Below are 19898 nucleotides of genomic sequence, written 5' to 3'. Positions count from 1 at the left end.
TTAAATGAATAAATTGATTTGATCAGGGTCGCCGGCTTTAAGCAGTTCCAGTTCATCGCGGGTGTAACCCGGGCCGGTCATGTTTTTAAATTCAAAAACCTTAAACTTATCCCATTTGGCAAAGGCGTCAAGTGTATCGCGTTTCAATATGGTAAGTTCTTTGATCCAAAAAGGCTCCACCAGTTTTTTATGTTTAAAATGCGGCCAAAGTGTGTCGAAATCTTTTTCGGCAATATCACGCACAACCGTTATATGTGGGATAAGATTCTTTTTAATGCGCAGCTTCTTTTTTAAGGTGTTAAACCATTCGTCGGTAGCGGGTGTTGCCCGGATGTTGGCATAAATGGTCATGCGGCTGTGCAAGTGGGTAAAATGATAAAAACCATCCATATGCAGCAATACCGGTGGCATGGTATTCAGGGCCTGTTCCATCAATTCCAGGCTTTTATCGGCCATAAAGGGCTTTTGTCTCTCCAGGTGTTGTATAGAGATATGAGCAGGCGAATCCATGCTTTTGTAACTGCCAATAAGCCTCGCCGATGCCTTTTTGTAACGCGCAATCTCATGCTTCACCGTGTCGGGAGGCGATAATAACAGCAGGTAGTCTTCATATATACTCATTTGCTTCACAATTTCTACATGTTAAATATGCTAATAAAATTAGCAAAATACAAAAAATATTAGCATTTTTGTTATGTGGAAGCTAAACGTCATATTGTACACATTGATCTTGATTCGTTTTTCGTTTCGGTAGAGCGGAAGTTTCATCCTGAACTGATCGGTAAGCCTGTGATCATAGGAGGCTCGGCCGAAAGGGGAGTTGTGGCTTCCTGCAGTTATGAGGCAAGGGCTTTTGGTGTGCATTCGGCAATGCCTACCAAGCAAGCGCTTAAGCTTTGTCCGCATGCCATTCTTATCCGCGGTTCGCATGGGCGCTATGGCGAAGCCTCACGCGAGGTTACGCAGATCATTCACGATACAGTGCCCCTGTATCAAAAAACATCGGTTGATGAGTTTTATATAGATTATACCGGGATGGACCGCTTTTTTGATTGCTACCATGAAGCCACTAGGCTTAGGCAGAAGGTAATCAAAGAAACGGGCCTGCCTATATCCTTCGGTATGGCATCAGGCAAAACCATAGCTAAAATGGCCACCAATCAGGCCAAGCCCAACGGACAAATGTTTGTAAAGCATGGAGATGAGCTGAAGTTCCTGGCACCACTTAACATCGGTAAAATACCCGGCCTGGGCGAAAGTACCCGCAATAAGTTATATCAATACGGCGTAGAAAAAATTGGTGATCTGCAGCGCACCAATATCCGCTTCCTCGAAACTGTTTTTGGTAAATACGGGCATTCGCTTTGGGAAAAAGCCAATGGTATCGATCATAGCGAAATCGTTCCGCATTCCGACAGAAAATCCATCAGCACCGAGCATACTTTCCATACTAATGTGTCTGATCACCGCACACTTGAAACTATTTTAGTATCCATGACGGAAGAGCTATCGTCCAAATTACGTCGGGAAAACAAGCTTTCATCATGCCTGGCTATTAAGTTGCGATACGGTAATTTTGAAACCCATACCCAACAGCAAAAGATAGCACTTACCGCGGCAGAACATATTCTGATCCCCGGTGTAAAGAACCTGCTTAAAATGGCCTGGGACCAGCACCGGCCCATCAGGTTGATAGGGGTACGGCTGAGTGATCTTTGCACAGGGAGTTACCAGATCAACCTGTTTGAGGATAATGAAGAACGCATCAAACTTTACCAGGCCATGGATCAGATCAATTTCAAGTTCGGCGATAAAACCATCTGCCGGGCTGCCGGAATGGAAATTGGTACAAGGAATTTTAATCCGTTTATGCGCGGCTGACCGTTGATTGTTTTGTGACGAGTTAATTGTTTAAAAAAGGCGCAGGATTGTGCGATTCCCTCCCCTGGGAGGGTGTAGGGAGGGGTTTCATCGTTTTGCCTATTCCTTTGAAATGGCGGATAAACCCCTCCCTGCCACTACACATTCCAGCCACACCCCTCCCAAGGGAGGGAATTAAAAATCTTCCGAACGCCGCTCGGCTCCAGCCGGGTGGCAACTATCAAACGGCCTCTGGCCGCCGTGGGGAATGTTCTTGTTTTCTACCAATGGTCAAAGGTTTTTTACCATTGGTCAAAGTAATTTTATGGGGCGATGAGTTGTGACTTCTTTTGATAAAAAAAGAAATCATGGAAACCACACAACGTCAAACCTACCTCGATTGGCTGAGGATCTTATCCATATTGGGGGTGTTATTTTTTCATTCGGCAATGCCTTTTGTTGCCGAGGATGGCTGGCACATCAAAAACCACGAAACCAGCAACCTGATGATGGAATCGAATCATTTTTTGCACCTTTTTCGCATGCCGCTGCTCTTTTTTATTTCAGGTACCGTGAGTTACTACATGATGCAGCGGCGTTCTACACTCAATTTCATCGGTTTGCGTTTCCGCCGTCTTTTTATTCCGCTGTTGGTGGGGATGTTCATCATAGTGCCGCCGCAGATCTACATGGAACGATTGGCCAATGGTTACAAAGGCTCATTCCTGGATTTTTATCCCAGTACATTTAACTTTCAGCCATATCCCAAAGGCAATTTCAGCTGGCACCATCTTTGGTTTATTGCCTATCTGTTTCTTTATGACCTCATCTTCGCGCCTTTATTTGCCTGGATGATCTCGCCCAAAAGCAATGGTTTTAAACAAAAGCTTGCTATTTTGGCCCGGGGAAAATGGGTTTATTTATTGATGCTGCCCGGAATCCTGTGGTTTACCTTCACCAGCTGGGACCTCCCCGAAACCAATGACCTGATCCATGATGGCAGTTACTTTGTTTACTGGCTATTGTTCCTCCTGGCAGGTTTTATCTGCATCCTGCAGCCTAAACTGATGGACAGCCTTGAGCGCAATCGCCGTTTTGCCTTAACCATCGGTTTTTTAAGCCTGATGATGTGGGAGGTAATGCGCTGGAACGGCATCGAACCTTTGCATCCTCACTGGCCTTTTCAAAATATCGCATTCTCCTATGCTTTTACCGCATTGCGCCCAATCATTGCCTGGGGATGGGTGTTGGCGCTGGTTGGCTATGGCAAACATTATTTAAATAAGCCTCATAACGCGCTTAATTATTTAAACCAGGCGGTATACCCGTTTTACATATTGCACCAAACCGTTATTGTATTAATTGCCTATTATATTGTGCAAACGCAAAATGAAAGCATCCTATCAAAATATATTTATACTGTAGGCATTACCTTTTTTGTAACGGTGCTTACCTATCATTTGTTAGTACGCCCTTACGCTTTAACCCGGTTTTTATTTGGTATGAAACCAAAGGAAAAACTCAAAACTGTGCCGATCCCGGAGATAGTAGAGACAAAACCCGAACCTGTCCTTTCTGCCTTAAATTTGTAATTTGCTGATATGAAATTTTTCAGGAAGTACATTTTTCCGGCATTGTATGGCTTATTGGTATATTTTACCATAAGGCTGTTACATGATACTGACATTGGTCAGCATTTTTGGGAAAGGGATTTTTATGTTAATGGCATTGAAATGGCCTGTTCAATATTGGTGGGCTATTTGGCAATCTATATTTTTGAACGGCTTTTTACTTACTATGACAGGCACCAGACTGTACAGTTATCCTACCGGGCCGTAGTGCGCGAGTTGGCCATATTGGTGGGAGCAAATTTGATATTAGTGAACGTTGTATTTGTTCCGATGGTCATGGCCCTGCACGTAAGCCAGGGCATAGATGAGCTGATGCCCTGGGCAGACGTGGCCGATATTAATATGATCCCCACTTTGTACGCTATTGTTTATTATGGCATCGCCCGCAGCAGTACCTGGCTGAAGGCTTATGTAAATAATAAGATGCAACTGGAAAAGCTCACCAACGATCAGTTGGAAACTGAGCTGAAGTTTCTAAAAGCCCAATACCATCCGCATTTTTTATTTAATGCCCTGAATACTATTTATTTCCAGATGGATGATGATGTTCCGGGTGCTAAAAAAAGTACCGAGTTATTATCGAGCCTGTTGCGTTATCAGCTTTATGACCAACACCAGCAAGTGCCCGTTAAGCAGGAGCTGGAGTATCTTGAAAATTATATCCGCCTGCAGCAGATCAGGGCGAGCAGCAAAATGCGGCTGAGTGTTAATTTTGAAGGAAGTTTAACGGATCAGCTCATCTATCCGCTGCTTTTGCTGCCACTGGTTGAAAACGCTTTTAAGTATATAGGCGGTGAATATAAAATAGCCATTGAAGGGCGCATTATTGACGATAGATTTGTTTTTAAAGTTTATAACGATGTGCCGCCGAATATGAAAGCGCCCGATAATTACAGCGGTATTGGTTTGGAAAACTTAAGCCGCAGATTGCAATTGCTTTATCCGGATAAACATAAACTAATCGCGGGCCGCGAAGAAAATCACTACACAGCAGTACTTGAATTGAATATATAAAAGATGGCGTTAATTAGCTGCATTATTACCGACGATGAACCCTTTGCCCGTAAGGGCCTGGAAGGCTATGTTAAAAAAGCCGGTTTTTTTGACCTGAAAGCACAATGTGAAGACGCTATGGAATTAGGAGCGTTGTTAGCGCAGCAACCTGTAGACCTGCTGTTCCTGGATATCCAGATGCCACATTTAACCGGCGTTGAATTTATTCGTTCGCTGCCTAACCCGCCAAAAGTGATCTTTACTACCGCGTTTAAAGAATACGCTACTGATGGTTTCGACCTGGATGTGCTCGACTATCTCCTTAAACCTATACCTTTTGAGCGTTTTATGAAGGCAGCCTTTAAAGCTAAGGATTACTTTGATTTAAGGAACAATACAGATAGTGTAGATTATCTGTTTGTTAAAAGCAATGGTAAGCTCGAGAAGATAATTTTTGACGAAGTGTTGTTCATTAAAGGCATGGAAAACTATGTAGAGGTTTATACCCCGGCGCGTAAGATCATAACCCACAGTACCCTGCGGGCCTTTGCCGAAAAGCTACCTCCGCGTAAATTCATGCAAACCCATAAGTCATACATTGTAGCCAATAATAAAATTACATCGATAGAAGGAAATATGCTGCATATAGGCACATTTGAGGTGCCGATCAGCAGGCAGCTCAAAGACCAGGTAATGCATGTCCTGATTAATCAGTCGAGATAATCATCACGTTTTAAATAATTAAGATCAGAAATTTTCACACGAATTGCTTTTTTATGTTTGCCACAATTAATCGAATTACACGAATTTTTCAATAACGCAAATTTGAAATTCGTGCAATTCGATTAATTCGGAAAATTAGTGTGGAAATTTTTTATTTGTGCGCTTCTCCCCAGCATACATTTTTAGCGTGATTTCCCTGTGTATAATTAAAACTATTTTGTAATATGCATTATTCTACTGACGCATTACTTACAAAACCTCATGAGCGGTAAAAACCTGTTCAAAGCTTTATCCTTTTTTTTAACGGCAGGCTTGTGCTTAGCCGGCAATATTTCATATGCTCAAACCCATGCCGATAGTATTAAACTGGCCATCGAACCATCTTATAATAATGTAAGCGGTACCCACCAATTTTTTTTAGGCGATAATTACCGTAAACTTTGGGCTGCACCTGTCACACTGCCTGTATTCCATCTTACCACAGAAAAAGGCGGTCTTAAAATATTGCAAAGGGGCGGGGGCAAGCAAACCAAATCATTGCGATTGCAGGATCCTACGGGGCAGCAATGGGTATTGCGTACTATTCAAAAATATCCCGAAAAAGGTCTGCCTGTTGATTTAAGGCCTACGGTGGCTAAAGATATTCTGCAAGACCAGGTATCGGCCGCTCATCCCTTTTCGGCGCTTACGGTACCCCCGCTGGCCGAAGCATTAGGCGTTCCGCATTCAAACCCTAAAATTGTTTATATTCCTGATGATCCTGCTTTTGGCGAGTATCAAAAGGATTTTGCTAACCAGGTTTTTTTATTTGAAGAACGTGAACCGCTCGACGCCGAAAAAACTGATAACACCGAAAAAGTACAGCGTAAACTACAGGATGACAACGATAACCGGGTTGACCAGAAGATTGTGCTGCGCGCCCGCCTGTTGGATATGCTTTTAGGCGATTGGGACAGGCATGAAGACCAATGGCGCTGGGAAAAGATCGACGGAAAACATGAAACCGTTTATGAACCTGTTCCACGCGATCGTGACCAGGTGTACTATAAAACTTCGGGTGTGTTGCCCTGGATAGTAGCGCACCAATGGCTTAAATCAAAATTTCAGGGTTACAGCGACGAGATCAGGGATATCAATGGATGGAATTTCAATGCCCGCTATTTCGACCGCTATTTCCTGAACCAGTTGAGCGAAGATGACTGGAAAGAGCAGATAGCCTATGTGCAAAGCAAACTGACCGATGCCCTGATCAAAAAAGCGGTGCATTTAATGCCCGATACCATCTACAAACTTTCGGGACCTGAGATCATCAGCAAAATGATAGCGAGGCGTAACATCCTGCAAAAACAGGCACTCGAATATTATAAATTCATCTCCATATATGTCGATGTACCAGCGAGTGATAAAACGGACAAATTTACTGTGGCTCATGAAACTAATGGTGACATCACGCTTACTATAAATAAGATAAAGAAAGACGGCAGCGTTGATAAGGTTACCTACCAGCGTACCTTTAAACCCGATGTTACCAAAGAGATCAGGATGTATGGTTTTGATGGCGATGATTTATTTAAGGTGACGGGCTCAACGCCATCACCCATAACTGTGCGGATGATAGGTGGGGAGGGGATGGACACCTTTGCAGTTGACAGCAGTTTAAATAATAAAGGCAAAACCTATATTTATGACCGTTCGGATCAAAAAAATGTACTTCCTCCTTCATCGCTGGCTAAAAACCGTACATCAACAGACACGGCGGTAAATAGTTATGATAAAACTGCCTTTAAGTTCGACAGGTTTGAGCCTATTATCCTGGCTAATTACAGTAATGATATTGGCATTTTGCTGATTGGAGGTTTCTCATACGAGCGGCACGGGTTTCGTAAGGAACCATATGCTTTCCGCGAAGAATTTTTGACCAATTATTCACTGGGGCGTAAATCATTTTTGTTTACCTATACCGCCGACTGGAAAAAAGCCATCGGTGAAAACGACCTGAAGATCAACCTGCTTTCGCGCGGGCCAAGCAACCTGAGCAATTTTTTCGGAATTGGGAATAACACGGTTTTTGAAAATAAGGACGACAGGAAGATCTCGTACTATCGTAACCGCTACGATTATGTTACCGGTGACGTTTCCCTGCACCGTGACTTTGGAACGTGGCATGTAAGCGCCGGCGTTGCAGGGCAGTTTTATAACAGCAAGGCATCAAACAATACTGAAAGGTTTTTGAATGACTATAACACCGCGTTCCCTAACGAGGCAGTTTTTGGTACTAAAGTTTACGGAGGTTTAACGGCCAATGCAACCATTGATACCCGGAATAGACTAATTATACCTACGCAAGGTGTTTTATGGACGACTACTGTAAGCGGCTTTAGCGGCGGTGGTTCAGGTAGTCACAATACTTACGGACAGGTATTATCTGAGTTTAGTTTCTATCTAAATCCCGACAGGGATTCGGTATTGGTAATAGCTAACCGCACGGGATTAGGTACTACGGTAGGTAATGCAGCATATTTTCAGCAGATGAAACTTGGCGGCTCGCAAAATTTTAGGGGATTTCATACCAATAGGTTTACCGGTAAAACAATCGCTTATAATAACCTCGAGTTACGTTTAAAGGTTATGGATTTCACATCGTACCTGCTTCCCGGCTCATTTGGTTTGATCGGCTTTAATGATGTAGGCAGGGTATGGGTCCCCGGCGAATTATCTGACAGGTGGCACGATGGATATGGCGGCGGTTTGTATATTATTCCAGCGCAATTGGTGCTGATTGAAGCCGTAATGGGCTTTTCAAAAGAAGGATCGTTGCCTTATATATCTATTGGGTTTAGATTTTAAAATAGCTGCATAATAGCCGCGGGTTTAGCGCAGCATAACCGTGGTAAGCATGGTTAAAGTTTTCGGCTTTAACTAAATTAACCGCATTTTTTGGTGGCTCTGTTCTGTCAGTACCTTCCTGTCAATTTTAGATTTGAGCGAAAAAATCAAAAAAACAACCCAAAAATCACCAAAAAACAAGGGTAAATAAAGTGCTTTTGGAAACGCATATTTTTTATTCTTAAGAGTTTTATTCATTGATTATCAGTTATTAGTGTCGTTTCGGGCGATATATTAAATCATTGATTTTCAGTTTGTTTCATTTTTAAGGCGTTTCGTGTTTTTACACTCAAAAAATGGAACAGTTAAAAAACGGTGTCTGCATGATTTCATTTTTTTATGGAGAACGGCGATTTTGGGACAGGCACTTTTTTACAATTCTCCCATAAAAATAATTACACTATCAGTCCCATAGATTACCTGCTTTTATATATTTGCATATGAATCACCTCATAGCACCATCTATCTTAGCGGCCGATTTTGCCAACCTGCAACGCGATATTGAAATGATCAATAACAGCGAAGCCGACTGGATCCACGTTGATATTATGGATGGCATGTTTGTTCCAAATATCTCTTTTGGCTTCCCGGTTGTTAGCGCGGTAAAAAAACACGCAACTAAACCACTCGATGTTCACCTGATGATAGTTGACCCCGATCGTTACCTGAAAGCGTTTAAAGATGCCGGAGCCGATAGTATTACTGTTCACCAGGAAACATGTCCTCATTTGCACCGCACTATTCAGGCTATTAAGCAATTAGGTTGCAAAGCCGCCGTGGCTATTAATCCGGCAACACCTGTTTTTTTATTGGAGGATATTGTTGCTGATCTGGATATGGTTTTGATCATGTCGGTTAACCCCGGCTTCGGCGGACAGCATTTTATTGAAAATACCTACAAAAAGATCAAAGAACTCAGTACACTAAGTGCCGAAATAAATCCCGGTCTGTTAATTGAGATTGACGGTGGGGTAGATGCTAACAATATCGCAAAACTGATAGAAGCCGGAGCAAATGTGTTTGTTGCGGGCACTTCAGTGTTCTCGTCGGCCAACCAGGCGGCCGCAATTTCAAAACTCAAACATCCCTAAAAGTTATTATAATGATAATAATTAAACCAGCCCTGTAGGGTTAGTTTAATTATTTGCAATCAAAGGCCCGTTTGTTGATTAATTGTATATTTTTTCAAAAAATGTAAATAATGTCTATATATTTTGTCAAATTAATTAACTTCGGCCCAGCAAAATACAAACTTCCTAATAGTGTATTTAGAACCTACAATTCGTTAATATTATGAAACATAATTTTGGTGCCGGACCTGGCATTCTACCACACGAAGTTTTAAAGCAAGCTTCAGAAGCAGTTATTGATTTTAATGGTACTGGACTCTCTTTGCTTGAAATTTCGCACCGATCAAAAGAGTTTGAGGCCGTTTTAGACGAAGCTGTAAGCCTGGTAAAAGAATTGTTCAACGTTCCTGAAGGTTATTCGGTATTGTTTCTGCAAGGTGGCGCCAGCACTCAGTTTGCTTTAGCTCCTTACAACCTGTTACCAGAAGGCGGCAAAGCTGTTTATGTTGAAACCGGTGTTTGGGCTAACAAAGCTTTAAAAGAAGCCAAATATTTTGGCGAAGTACAAATTGTAGCTTCATCAAAAGAGGCCAACTTTACTTACATCCCTAAGGATTTCGAAATTCCGGCCGATGCTGCTTATATTCACATTACTTCTAACAATACCATTTACGGTACGCAGTTACAGGAGTTCTTTAAATCGCCAATTCCGGTGGTTTGCGATATGTCGTCAGATATTTTCAGCCGCGTGGTTAATGTTGCCGATTTTGGTTTGATCTATGCCGGTGCTCAAAAAAATATGGGCCCTGCAGGTGTTACTTTGGTTATTGTTAAGGACGATTTGCTGGGTAAAACCGGTCGTAAGATCCCTGCAATGTTTAACTATCAAACTCAAATTGAAGGCGGTTCAATGTACAATACCCCGCCGGTATTTGCTATCTACGTATCAATGCTTACCCTTAAATGGTTAAAAGCAAAAGGCGGTGTACCGGCAATTGAGCAGGAAAACATTACCAAAGCTCGTGTACTTTACGAAGAAATTGACCGCAACCCGTTGTTTAAAGCTGTGGCTGCTGTTGAAGACCGTTCAAAAATGAACGTTTGCTTCGTAATGGAAAACCCTGAGTTGGAAAAACCATTCCTGAAACTTGCTGAAGAACGCGGTATAGTAGGTATTAAAGGCCATAGGAGCGTAGGTGGTTTCCGCGCCTCTATTTACAACGCATTGCCAATAAGCAGCATCTATGTGCTGATTGACGTAATGCAGGAATTTGCTGAAAAGAATAAATAATTTATTTCATTAGGTCACTGAGTCATTATGTCATTTTTATGGCAATGACTCAATGACCTGATGACTCAATGACCAAATAAGATGATCAAAATATTAGCTAATGACGGTATCGACCCGATAGGAAAAAAAATGCTGGAAGATGCCGGCTTTTTTGTAGATACCAACAATATCCCACAGGAAGAGCTTCCTGAAAAATTGAAAAACTATGATGCTATCACCGTGCGCAGTGCAACTAAAGTACGTAAGGCATTAATTGACGCTACGCCTAATCTTAAACTGATTGGTCGCGGTGGTGTAGGTGTTGATAATATTGATGTTGATTATGCCAAAGAAAAAGGCATTGGTGTTTACAACACGCCAGCATCTTCTTCATTATCAGTTGCTGAATTGGTATTCGCCAGCTTATTTGGAGCTGTTCGCTTTTTGCCTGATAGCAACCGTAAAATGCCGGTTGATGGCGGTACCAAATTTAACGACCTAAAAAAAGCTTACGCTAAAGGCGTTGAGCTTCGCGGCAAAACTTTAGGTATTGTAGGTTTTGGCCGTATCGGCAGAGAAGTAGCTAAAATAGCTATCGGTGTTGGCATGGATGTTTTAGCTTATGACCTTTTTGATTTTAACCCCGAGCTGGATCTTGTTTTAGGCGGTGGTATCACTGTTAAAGCATCTGTTAAAAAAGCTACTCTTGATGAAATCATCACTACTGCAGATTTCATTACCCTACATACTCCATTTATCGACAAAGCCCTTTTTGGTGCTGAGGAATTGGCTAAAACTAAAAAAGGTGTTGGCCTGGTAAACATCTCACGCGGTGGTTTAATTGATGAACTTGCTTTGGTTGACGCTCTAAACAGCGGCCAGGTTTCATTTGCAGCACTTGACGTGTTCGACAATGAGCCAACCCCTCGTGCTGAGATCTTAACCCATCCAAAAATTTCCCTGACCCCGCACATTGGTGCTGCTACCAACGAAGCTCAGGAAAGGATTGGCGTAGAGCTTGCAAGCCTGATCATTGAGCATTTCAAAAACGTTTAACACTAATTTGCTCTAATCAGGGCGAATTACACGAATGCTTTTCAAGAGGCACTGATCGGTAAGATCAGTGCCTCTTGTTGTATAGTAAGCGAATTCGTGCAGTTCGATTTAATTCGGAAGTATTCGTGTTATATAATATACGAAACACCTTTCTCCGGCAAGGTAACGCCATAACCCTCTTTCTCAAGATCATCGGCTAATAGTTGCATGCTTTCACCTTCGCCATGTACCAGGAATACGTGTTTTAATTTTTCCTTATCAATGGCTTTTACCGTATTCATAAGGTCGTCATGGTCACCGTGGGCGCTGAGGACATCGGTTTGTTTAATAGTTGCATAAACAGCTAATTCACGATCTTTGATGTGTACTATAGAATCTCCCCTCAATAAACGATGGCCTAACGTGCCTTTGGCGCAGTAACCTATGAAAAGAATGGTGGCGTAATAGTTTTGGATGTTGTAAAAAAGATGGTCCTGGATGCGGCCGCCCTCAAGCATTCCTGCGGATGAGATGATGATACAGGGTTCCCAGTAATTGGAAATCTGTCTGCTATCCTTCAATGTCTCTACATAGGTGAGGTTATCAAACTCAAATTCATCGCCACGTTTTTGGTAAAACTCCTGGGCCTCCTGGTTTACATGGCTATGGAATTTCCTGAATACTTCGGTAGCCTGGGTAGCCATCGGACTATCAACAAAAACTTTAACCGGCGGCAGTAAACCAGTGCTGAAGATCTTGTTTAAAGAGTAAACTAAGGATTGTGTGCGGCCGATGCTGAACGCCGGAATAATTAAACGGCCCTGCTCTTTAATACACGCTTTTTCAATAACCTCTATCAGGGTTTGCTCAACGGTTTTGTCCTTGCTATGATAGCGCCCGCCGTAAGTAGCTTCGGATACCAGGAAATCAACAGGAGGCAACGGTTGCGGATCATTTAAAACCGGATAATTTTTCCTGCCTATATCACCGGTAAAAGCTATTGATTTTTCCTCACCTTTATCATTTACTTTAAACACCGCTGCTGCCGCGCCTAACAGGTGACCAACAGGTACGAAAGTTAGCTCGATATCGCCGGTGATCTTAAACGGTTTGTTGAATCCTATGGTAACGAAGCGCTCTACTGTGTCCATAACATGCTTTTGCATGTATAGGGGCTGTGCGTGGGTGTTAAATTTGCCTCTGCCGCGTTTATGATGACCGCCCTTGCTTGCCGCTTTGCGCATGAATATGTTTACAGAATCGAGCAGCAATAATTCAGTCAGGTCTGCCGTGGGAGGGGTGCATAAGATCTGCCCCTCAAAACCTAAGCGGATCAGGGTAGGCAGGTTGCCCGAATGGTCGATATGAGCGTGGGTAAGTACTACCAAGTCAATGTCTTCGGGCCGAAAAGGAAAGTTTTCGTTAGATATGATACTGCGGTCCTTTTCATAATCAAGTCCGCAATCCACTAAAATTTTATATTGTCCAACCTCGAGCAAATGCATGCTCCCGGTTACCTGCCGGGCCGCCCCGTGTATAGTTAGTTTCATTTTTATAAGTGATACCTGTGCTAAAGCGGGTATCGATAATTATATTACGTTGTAAGTAATCTTCAGTTTGTGAATATAACGGTTTACACCCGCTTTATTGCGAGTGTAAACGTATTAATGCTTTATAAGTTTAGTTAGAAACCAATAAGTTTTAAGGAGTGTTACTAAGCCTGGTTGCTTTCAAACTGAAGCTGGCTTAAGTATTTATAAAGACCTTGTTCATTGCCAATGAGTTCGACGTGGCTACCGCTTTCTACTATATGGCCTTTTTCAAGTACGATGATCTTATCTGCTTCGCGAATAGTTGACAGACGGTGAGCTATGATGATCGACGTACGATCTTTCATTAATTCCTCAAGCGCCTCCTGTACAAGGCGTTCCGACTCAGAGTCTAACGATGATGTGGCTTCGTCAAGTATCAATATCGAAGGGTTTTTTAGCAATGCCCTCGCAATGGCAATCCGTTGCCTTTGTCCGCCTGAAAGTTTAACACCACGCTCACCAACAACGGTTTCATAGCCTTCTGGGAAGGAAGATATAAATTGATGGGCGTTAGCGCGTTTGGCAGCCTGGATGATATCTTCTTTTGAGGCATTTAAACAACCATAGGCAATGTTTTCCATAATGGTGCCCCCAAACAACAATACATCCTGCGGAACAATGGCCACCTGGTTACGGATATCGGTAAGAGAATAGTTATCTGCTGGCTTGCCATCAAATAAGATGTTGCCGTTTTGTGGGTGATAAAACTGCAGGATTAATGAAGCCATGGTTGATTTTCCCGAACCGCTTGGCCCAACAATAGCAACACGCTGCCCTGCATCAGCATTAAAAGAAATACCTTTTAATACGGTGATTTCAGGGCGAGAGGGATATGCGAACAATACATTATCAAAAGCAAGATCACCTTTAATAGGCTGTTTAATGCCGTTTTTACTTTCAATAATGGAAATATCTTCACCCTGTTCGTGAAGGATCTCAAGTACACGCTCACTTGCGCCAACCGCTTTTTGCAGATTGGCATACAGATCAGGAAAGCTACCCATGGCGGCGCCTACAAATATCGAGTACATGATAAAAGTAGTTAGGTCGCCTACATATATTTCATGTTTAGCTACCAGCACCGAGCCATACCAAATTACGCCTACAAATGTGCCAAACAAGCAAAATACGATAAACGAAGCAAAGGTTCCCCTGAACTTTGCACCGCGAACGGCGATGTTCACCACTTTGCGTAAAATCTTGTCGTACCGATTAGCTTCGTAGGCCTCGTTAACAAATGCCTTTACATTAGCAATACCTTGCAGCGTTTCTTCAACTATGGTATTTGATTCGGCTAATTTGTCCTGAGCCTCGCGAGATAGCTTACGGATATACCTTCCGAAGAATACAGCGAATGCAACCAGGAATGGCAATATAGCTAATAGCGCAAGTGTAAGTTTGATAGACACTATTGCCAGTAAGGTAGTGCTGCCTATCATGATCACCAACTGGCGGATCATTTCGGCAAAAGTGGTGGTCAATGTATCCTGGATTTGGGAAAGATCGGCAGAGATACGGCTGTTCAATTCACCAACCCTGCGGTTGGCAAAAAAGTTCATGGGTAGGGTAATGAGCTTAAAATAGGTATCACGCCTGATGTCGGCTAAAGATTTTTCGGCCACCTGCACAAACCAAACCACCCTGAAAAACGACACAAAAGCCTGTGCAAATAATATAATAAAACCCATGATGGCAATGGCATTTAAGCCATGCGGCAGGTACTTGTATTTATAAATGCCTTGTGCTGCATCAATCAATGCGCCCAGAATGGCGGGGAATGCCAGGCCTACCAGGCTTGACAAAAACAGGAAAACTAATCCGGCTATGAATTTAACCCGGTAAGGTTTTAAGTAAGTGAGCAGTTTAGCTACGTTGCGCAGGCTGCTCCGGTTTATTTTTGCTTTAGGTAATTCTGCTTCGGCCTTGCTGCCACTGTTCAGTCGTCCTCTTGCCATGTATGCGTTTGAATGTTATAAGCCGCGAATTTACGCTTTAACACGGTTCTTTTTAACAAGCAGAAATAAAATTGACGCAATCATGAAAAGTATCACTAATACAAATATGTTTTGCCGGGTTTTGAAGTGTTCTTCTGAATTGTTTAACTGTTGTTTAAGACGCGCATTTTGTTGCCTTAACCTGTTAATTACCTGTATATAACCGGCAGCTGTAGTTTCTGCCTCCTTGCTGTGACTTTGGATCTGCCGTTGCTGAAAATCACGATATTCAAGCAGGATCTTGAGCTCTTTAAAAATAGCATCGTCTGTTTTGGCGATATCCATCAGGATGCCGGCCGAACGTCGGACATCACCTTTGGTTTGAAAGCCGAAAATGCCGGTATGCTGACCCAGGCTTTGTTCATATTGCCCGAATTTTTGTTTACGGGCAGCCAGCATATTATTTATTTTTTTACGCTGAAGCTGGTAAGCTACCGAATCGGAGTTAACAGGGCTTTGGGCCGATGCCCAACCGGTTGTTATCAAGCAAAATAAAAAAAGCAGTACTTTTTTTTTCATTTATATAAATTGCCTTATTGAAATTCAATAATCACCTTATCATTCAGGTTCAGGCCTAGAAGGCCACTTGCATTGCCTTTATTTATGGCAATTTCCAAATGGTCGCTGATACCAAATAAACAAAGTTTTTCGCCAACGGGTACTTCATTATAATGCCAGCTTAAATGGTTTATGGTTTCGTTGCGCTTAAAATTGAGCACAAAACGCCTGCCTTGCTGCACACTGTTAAAAAACTCCTTAGTTATATTGGTTATCACATTCTGAAATGAATCGATATAAATTACAACACCTTTGATCATGTTTTTTTCAATAACAGGCTGCAAATTCATTTTGTTTTCAATATCGCTCACCGGCAGGCCTATTTCATCCAGTTTGCCGCCTTTGGCTAAATGGCAGGCCGTTTTAACAAAGATATCGGCCAGTGGGAAGTGAAGGAATTTAAGATCCTGCATAATGTTGATCTCAACTATCTCTTCGGGCTCCTGGTCAAACATCAGCGAAAAAATACCGTTATCAGCCCCCACAAAGTAGTGCTTTTTGTAGCGGACAGCGAGGTATTTGGTATGGTCATTATAAACGGTATCAATACCGATAAGGTGTACGGTATCTTCCGGGAAATAATGAAAGCTGTTTTTAAGTATAAAAGCGGCCTGCTGTACATTAAAGGCCGCAACACTGTTGGTAATATCAACAATATTTACTGTAGGCAACAATTTGTAGATACTGCCTTTTAACGCAGCCTGGTAAATATCTTTATCGCCTAAATCAGTAGTTAATGTTATAATTGCCATTAATTTTATAAATATTTATTGCTAATCTTGTAGTAGCATTTGAAGCTACAAATATTCAATTTTTAATTCATAAAAATCCGTAACTAAAAAATCAAATTAGTATTGAACGAACTTAAGCTATCAATTGAAAACGTAAACCCTGCAGTACTGTGGGGGCCTAATAATGATCATTTTGAGATCATTAAGAAACAATACCCCAAGCTTAAAATAGTTGCTCGCGGCAGTGAAGTGAAGGTTTTGGGCGATGATAACGAACTGAATATTTTCCAGGAAAAATTTTCCCATCTGATAAATCACGTTGAGAAATTTGAAAATCTCAACATAACTGATCTCGAGCGGATCCTTGGTTCGAAGGTTAATAATGCAGCTACATCTGAACCTGTTACTGCCGATAAATTTGCGAGTGGCGAAGTGATTGTGTTTGGGCCTAACGGCGTAATGGTTAAGGCGCGTACCACCAATCAGCGCCGCATGGTTGATAGTATTAACAAAAGCGATATCCTTTTTGCAATCGGGCCTGCGGGTACCGGTAAAACGTATACTGCGGTGGCATTGGCCGTAAGGGCACTTAAAAACAAAGAGATTAAACGCATTATACTAACCCGCCCGGCGGTTGAAGCAGGGGAGAACCTTGGTTTTTTACCGGGCGACCTTAAAGAAAAGATCGACCCATACCTGAGGCCTTTATATGATGCGCTTGATGATATGATCCCGGCCGAAAAACTGAAGGTTTACCTGGAGAACCGCACCATTGAGATTGCACCGCTGGCCTTTATGCGCGGCCGTACCCTTGACAACTGTTTTGTTATTTTGGACGAAGCCCAGAATGCCACCGATATGCAGCTTAAGATGTTCCTGACACGTATGGGGCCATCAGCTAAATTTATTGTAACCGGCGACGTAACACAGATTGATTTGCCAAAAAAACAACAATCCGGCCTGCACACTGCTTTAAGGATCCTGACCGATATCAAAGGTATCGAGATAGTATACTTGAGCGGCGAAGACGTAGTAAGGCATAAATTAGTACGTAAGATATTAGAAGCTTACGGGGATATACAGTAATTAAGTTTAGTTCATAGCTCATAGTTGATGGTTCATGGTAATAATGCAAATCGGCTATGAACTATGGACTATCAACCATGAACTAAAAACAATGAACTCAATAAAAGAAACACATTTCAGCTTTCCGGGGCAAACGGCTTTTTACAAAGGGAAAGTACGCGATGTTTATACGATAGATAATAAATACCTGGCCATGGTTGTTACCGACCGGATTTCGGCCTTTGATGTTGTATTACCTGAAGCTATTCCGTTTAAAGGACAGGTGCTTAACCAAATAGCAGCCCGTTTTTTAAAGGCTACAGCCGATATTGTTCCGAACTGGGTTATTTCTGTTCCGGACCCAAGTGTTACCATTGGTCGTATTTGCGAGCCGTTTAAGGTAGAGATGGTGATCCGTGGTTACCTGGCCGGTCATGCTGCCCGCGAGTACGCTGCAGGCAGGCATCATGTATGTGGAGTGGCTTTGCCTGAAGGCTTAAAAGAGAATGACATACTGCCTCAACCTATCATTACGCCTACCACTAAAGCATCAGTAGGGCATGACGAAGATATTTCACGCGAGGAGATCCTGTCAAGAGGCATTGTATCGGAAGAAGATTATGTAAAGCTTGAGGCCTATACCCAGGCGCTATTTAAACGTGGTACTGAGATTGCAGCGAAACAAGGCTTAATATTGGTAGATACCAAATATGAGTTTGGTAAAGTTGATGGTCAGATTTACCTGATCGACGAGATCCACACGCCTGATTCTTCAAGATATTTTTATAAAGAAGGGTACGAGGAACGTCAGCAAAAAGGTGAGCCGCAGAAACAGCTTTCTAAAGAGTTTGTACGCAAATGGCTTATCGAAAATGGCTTCCAGGGTAAAGAAGGGCAAGTTGTGCCGGTTATGACCGAAGAGATTGTTAATTCGATATCTGAGCGTTATATAGAGCTTTACGAAAAGATTATCGGCGAGCCATTTGTTAAGCCTGCCGAAGGGAACGTATTAGCCCGCGTTGAAACAGCAATTAATAACGCGTTGAGCGTTATGTAATTTTAAAATATCCATAAAATATTTATCTTAGCTTATTAAATTTAATAAGAATGAAATTTACTGTAGATAAACATGAGAAATATATATTATTGAAACTTAATGAATCAAAATTAAATTCAATAGTAACGCCTCAGTTAAAATCAGAACTGATTTTGATCAATACAGAGGGGCAGCGCAACATCATTCTCGACTTGTCGCAGGTGAAATATGCCGATTCATCAGGCTTAAGCAGTTTGTTGGTTGGTCACCGCTTGTGTAAAAATGCTACGGGTTCATTTATTTTGGCGGGTTTAAATGACGCAGTTGCGCGTTTAATAACCATATCACAATTGGATAATGTATTAACCATTGTCCCAACCGCCGAAGAGGGCGTCGATCTTATTTTTATGGAAGAGATTGAAAAGGAATTAAAAAAGGAAGCAAGATAAACCATTTGATTGTTTACCTATTATGAAATTTGAGGTAACAATACTTGGCAGCAGCTCCGCAACCCCCATCTTTAACAGAAATCCTACTTCACAGGTGCTCAATATCAATGAGCGCCTGTATTTAATAGACTGCGGCGAAGGCACTCAGCAACAAATGCTCCGTTTTGATATCAAAGCCAGTCGCATTGATCATATTTTTATAAGTCATCTTCACGGCGATCATTATTTAGGCCTGGTTGGTTTATTATCATCCATGCACCTTAACGGTCGTAAAAAGGCGCTTAAACTGGTATGCCCTGTGCAGTTGAAAGAAATAATTGATCTGCAATTAAGATATTCAGATACCGAACTGCAATTCCCTGTTGAATATACATTTACCAATGCCCAACAAAGTGAAGTGGTGATCAATAATAGTGATGTTGTAGTTGAAACGATACCGCTTGATCACCGCATTGCCTGTACCGGCTTTTTGTTTAAGGAAAAGAAAAGACTTCGTAAACTTATTAAGGAGAAAATAGAAAGTCTCGACATCCCGGTTGCCTATTATTCGGTATTGAAAAAAGGGGGGGATTATACTGATGAAAAAGGCAAAGTTTACAAAAATGAGGAGCTAACCATTGATTCGGCAGAGCCTAAAACCTATGCCTACTGCTCCGATACGATGTATAATGAAAACTATTTTGGCCAAATCGCCAACGCCACATTGCTTTATCACGAGGCTACTTTTTTAAATGATATGCTTGACAGGGCAGTTATAACCCATCACACCACAGCATTACAAGCCGGAGAGATAGCCCTGAAAACCAAGGCTAAAAAACTGCTCATAGGCCATTTTTCCGCCCGCTATAAAACACTGAACGAGTTATTGGATGAGGCTAAAATAAATTTCCCCTCAACTGAACTTGCAATTGAGGGGAAAACCTTTTTTATAGAGTAGCGAGCTGAAAGCTTAAAGCCGAAGGCTGAAAGCTTCTAAATTATCTAAAGTTTATTGATTAACTCCAC

17 protein-coding genes are annotated in these 19898 nt (G+C 42.1%); 12 read left to right on the top strand and 5 right to left on the bottom strand.

Annotation, left to right across the window (positions count from 1 at the left end; translation table 11 throughout):
- The gene (locus tag FHW88_RS18355; RefSeq protein ID WP_176627436.1) at positions 1-621 is read right to left on the bottom strand and encodes a 2'-5' RNA ligase family protein; all 621 of its coding nucleotides are present in this window, start codon (positions 619-621) and stop codon (positions 1-3) included.
- A 75-nt stretch (positions 622-696) separates the two neighbouring features.
- Here FHW88_RS18355 and dinB point away from each other — a divergent pair, with 75 nt between their 5' ends.
- The 8 genes from dinB to FHW88_RS18315 all read left to right on the top strand — a co-directional run bounded on the left by dinB (position 697) and on the right by FHW88_RS18315 (position 11489).
- A complete protein-coding gene (gene dinB, locus FHW88_RS18350; protein ID WP_176627435.1) occupies positions 697-1881 on the top strand; it encodes a DNA polymerase IV in 1185 nt (394 codons plus the stop codon).
- 347 nt (positions 1882-2228) lie between these two features.
- Positions 2229-3452 (top strand): acyltransferase family protein, encoded by a 1224-nt coding sequence (locus tag FHW88_RS18345; RefSeq protein ID WP_176627434.1) that lies wholly within the window; start codon positions 2229-2231, stop codon positions 3450-3452.
- 9 nt (positions 3453-3461) lie between these two features.
- Positions 3462-4505, top strand: coding sequence for a sensor histidine kinase (locus FHW88_RS18340; protein ID WP_176627433.1), 1044 nt, complete (start codon positions 3462-3464; stop codon positions 4503-4505).
- 3 nt (positions 4506-4508) lie between these two features.
- The gene (locus FHW88_RS18335; protein ID WP_176627432.1) at positions 4509-5207 is read left to right on the top strand and encodes a LytR/AlgR family response regulator transcription factor; all 699 of its coding nucleotides are present in this window, start codon (positions 4509-4511) and stop codon (positions 5205-5207) included.
- A gap of 261 nt (positions 5208-5468) precedes the next feature.
- Complete coding sequence (locus FHW88_RS18330) at positions 5469-8054, top strand: hypothetical protein (protein WP_255485369.1); 2586 nt, start codon at positions 5469-5471, stop codon at positions 8052-8054.
- A gap of 479 nt (positions 8055-8533) precedes the next feature.
- Positions 8534-9184 (top strand): ribulose-phosphate 3-epimerase, encoded by a 651-nt coding sequence (gene rpe, locus FHW88_RS18325; RefSeq protein WP_176627431.1) that lies wholly within the window; start codon positions 8534-8536, stop codon positions 9182-9184.
- A gap of 202 nt (positions 9185-9386) precedes the next feature.
- Positions 9387-10454: a 3-phosphoserine/phosphohydroxythreonine transaminase gene (serC, locus tag FHW88_RS18320; protein WP_176627430.1), complete on the top strand. Its 1068-nt coding sequence runs from the start codon at positions 9387-9389 to the stop codon at positions 10452-10454.
- A gap of 81 nt (positions 10455-10535) precedes the next feature.
- Complete coding sequence (locus FHW88_RS18315; protein ID WP_175489981.1) at positions 10536-11489, top strand: D-2-hydroxyacid dehydrogenase; 954 nt, start codon at positions 10536-10538, stop codon at positions 11487-11489.
- Positions 11490-11617: 128 nt separating this feature from the next.
- Here the strand turns inward: FHW88_RS18315 and FHW88_RS18310 are convergent, their stop codons facing one another.
- The 4 genes from FHW88_RS18310 to FHW88_RS18295 all read right to left on the bottom strand — a co-directional run bounded on the left by FHW88_RS18310 (position 11618) and on the right by FHW88_RS18295 (position 16364).
- Complete coding sequence (locus FHW88_RS18310; protein WP_176627429.1) at positions 11618-13018, bottom strand: MBL fold metallo-hydrolase; 1401 nt, start codon at positions 13016-13018, stop codon at positions 11618-11620.
- A 164-nt stretch (positions 13019-13182) separates the two neighbouring features.
- Positions 13183-15015, bottom strand: a complete 1833-nt coding sequence (locus FHW88_RS18305; protein WP_176627428.1) for an ABC transporter ATP-binding protein — start codon at positions 15013-15015, stop codon at positions 13183-13185.
- A 30-nt stretch (positions 15016-15045) separates the two neighbouring features.
- A complete protein-coding gene (locus tag FHW88_RS18300; protein ID WP_254780094.1) occupies positions 15046-15573 on the bottom strand; it encodes a hypothetical protein in 528 nt (175 codons plus the stop codon).
- A gap of 14 nt (positions 15574-15587) precedes the next feature.
- On the bottom strand, positions 15588-16364 hold the full coding sequence (locus FHW88_RS18295; protein ID WP_090527124.1) for an S-adenosyl-l-methionine hydroxide adenosyltransferase family protein: 777 nt from the start codon (positions 16362-16364) through the stop codon (positions 15588-15590).
- Positions 16365-16466: 102 nt separating this feature from the next.
- Between FHW88_RS18295 and FHW88_RS18290 the strand changes: the two genes are divergently transcribed.
- The 4 genes from FHW88_RS18290 to FHW88_RS18275 all read left to right on the top strand — a co-directional run bounded on the left by FHW88_RS18290 (position 16467) and on the right by FHW88_RS18275 (position 19830).
- Complete coding sequence (locus tag FHW88_RS18290; protein ID WP_090527126.1) at positions 16467-17429, top strand: PhoH family protein; 963 nt, start codon at positions 16467-16469, stop codon at positions 17427-17429.
- 91 nt (positions 17430-17520) lie between these two features.
- Entirely contained in the window at positions 17521-18465 is a 945-nt protein-coding gene (locus tag FHW88_RS18285) for a phosphoribosylaminoimidazolesuccinocarboxamide synthase (protein WP_176627427.1), read from the top strand.
- 50 nt (positions 18466-18515) lie between these two features.
- Complete coding sequence (locus tag FHW88_RS18280) at positions 18516-18893, top strand: STAS domain-containing protein (RefSeq protein ID WP_090527130.1); 378 nt, start codon at positions 18516-18518, stop codon at positions 18891-18893.
- A 22-nt stretch (positions 18894-18915) separates the two neighbouring features.
- Positions 18916-19830, top strand: a complete 915-nt coding sequence (locus FHW88_RS18275; RefSeq protein WP_176627426.1) for a ribonuclease Z — start codon at positions 18916-18918, stop codon at positions 19828-19830.
- Positions 19831-19898: the final 68 nt, after the last annotated feature.

The organism is Mucilaginibacter sp. SG538B (assembly GCF_013376065.1).
Taxonomy (GTDB): Bacteria; Bacteroidota; Bacteroidia; order Sphingobacteriales; family Sphingobacteriaceae; genus Mucilaginibacter; species Mucilaginibacter rubeus.
Note: the sequence above shows the minus strand (reverse complement) of the source record. Positions and strands in the feature narration are given on the sequence as shown.

What these genes read in the sequence shown, in the direction of transcription:
- FHW88_RS18285 (WP_176627427.1), top strand. Translation starts at nt 17,521, where the DNA reads ATGAACTCAATAAAAGAAACACATTTCAGCTTTCCGGGGCAAACGGCT.
- FHW88_RS18275 (WP_176627426.1), top strand. Translation starts at nt 18,916, where the DNA reads ATGAAATTTGAGGTAACAATACTTGGCAGCAGCTCCGCAACCCCCATC.
- FHW88_RS18335 (WP_176627432.1), top strand. Translation starts at nt 4,509, where the DNA reads ATGGCGTTAATTAGCTGCATTATTACCGACGATGAACCCTTTGCCCGT.
- FHW88_RS18355 (WP_176627436.1), bottom strand. Translation starts at nt 621, where the DNA reads ATGAGTATATATGAAGACTACCTGCTGTTATTATCGCCTCCCGACACG.
- FHW88_RS18295 (WP_090527124.1), bottom strand. Translation starts at nt 16,364, where the DNA reads ATGGCAATTATAACATTAACTACTGATTTAGGCGATAAAGATATTTAC.
- FHW88_RS18330 (WP_255485369.1), top strand. Translation starts at nt 5,469, where the DNA reads ATGAGCGGTAAAAACCTGTTCAAAGCTTTATCCTTTTTTTTAACGGCA.
- FHW88_RS18315 (WP_175489981.1), top strand. Translation starts at nt 10,536, where the DNA reads ATGATCAAAATATTAGCTAATGACGGTATCGACCCGATAGGAAAAAAA.
- FHW88_RS18280 (WP_090527130.1), top strand. Translation starts at nt 18,516, where the DNA reads ATGAAATTTACTGTAGATAAACATGAGAAATATATATTATTGAAACTT.
- serC (WP_176627430.1), top strand. Translation starts at nt 9,387, where the DNA reads ATGAAACATAATTTTGGTGCCGGACCTGGCATTCTACCACACGAAGTT.
- FHW88_RS18340 (WP_176627433.1), top strand. Translation starts at nt 3,462, where the DNA reads ATGAAATTTTTCAGGAAGTACATTTTTCCGGCATTGTATGGCTTATTG.
- FHW88_RS18310 (WP_176627429.1), bottom strand. Translation starts at nt 13,018, where the DNA reads ATGAAACTAACTATACACGGGGCGGCCCGGCAGGTAACCGGGAGCATG.
- FHW88_RS18300 (WP_254780094.1), bottom strand. Translation starts at nt 15,573, where the DNA reads ATGAAAAAAAAAGTACTGCTTTTTTTATTTTGCTTGATAACAACCGGT.
- FHW88_RS18345 (WP_176627434.1), top strand. Translation starts at nt 2,229, where the DNA reads ATGGAAACCACACAACGTCAAACCTACCTCGATTGGCTGAGGATCTTA.
- rpe (WP_176627431.1), top strand. Translation starts at nt 8,534, where the DNA reads ATGAATCACCTCATAGCACCATCTATCTTAGCGGCCGATTTTGCCAAC.
- FHW88_RS18305 (WP_176627428.1), bottom strand. Translation starts at nt 15,015, where the DNA reads ATGGCAAGAGGACGACTGAACAGTGGCAGCAAGGCCGAAGCAGAATTA.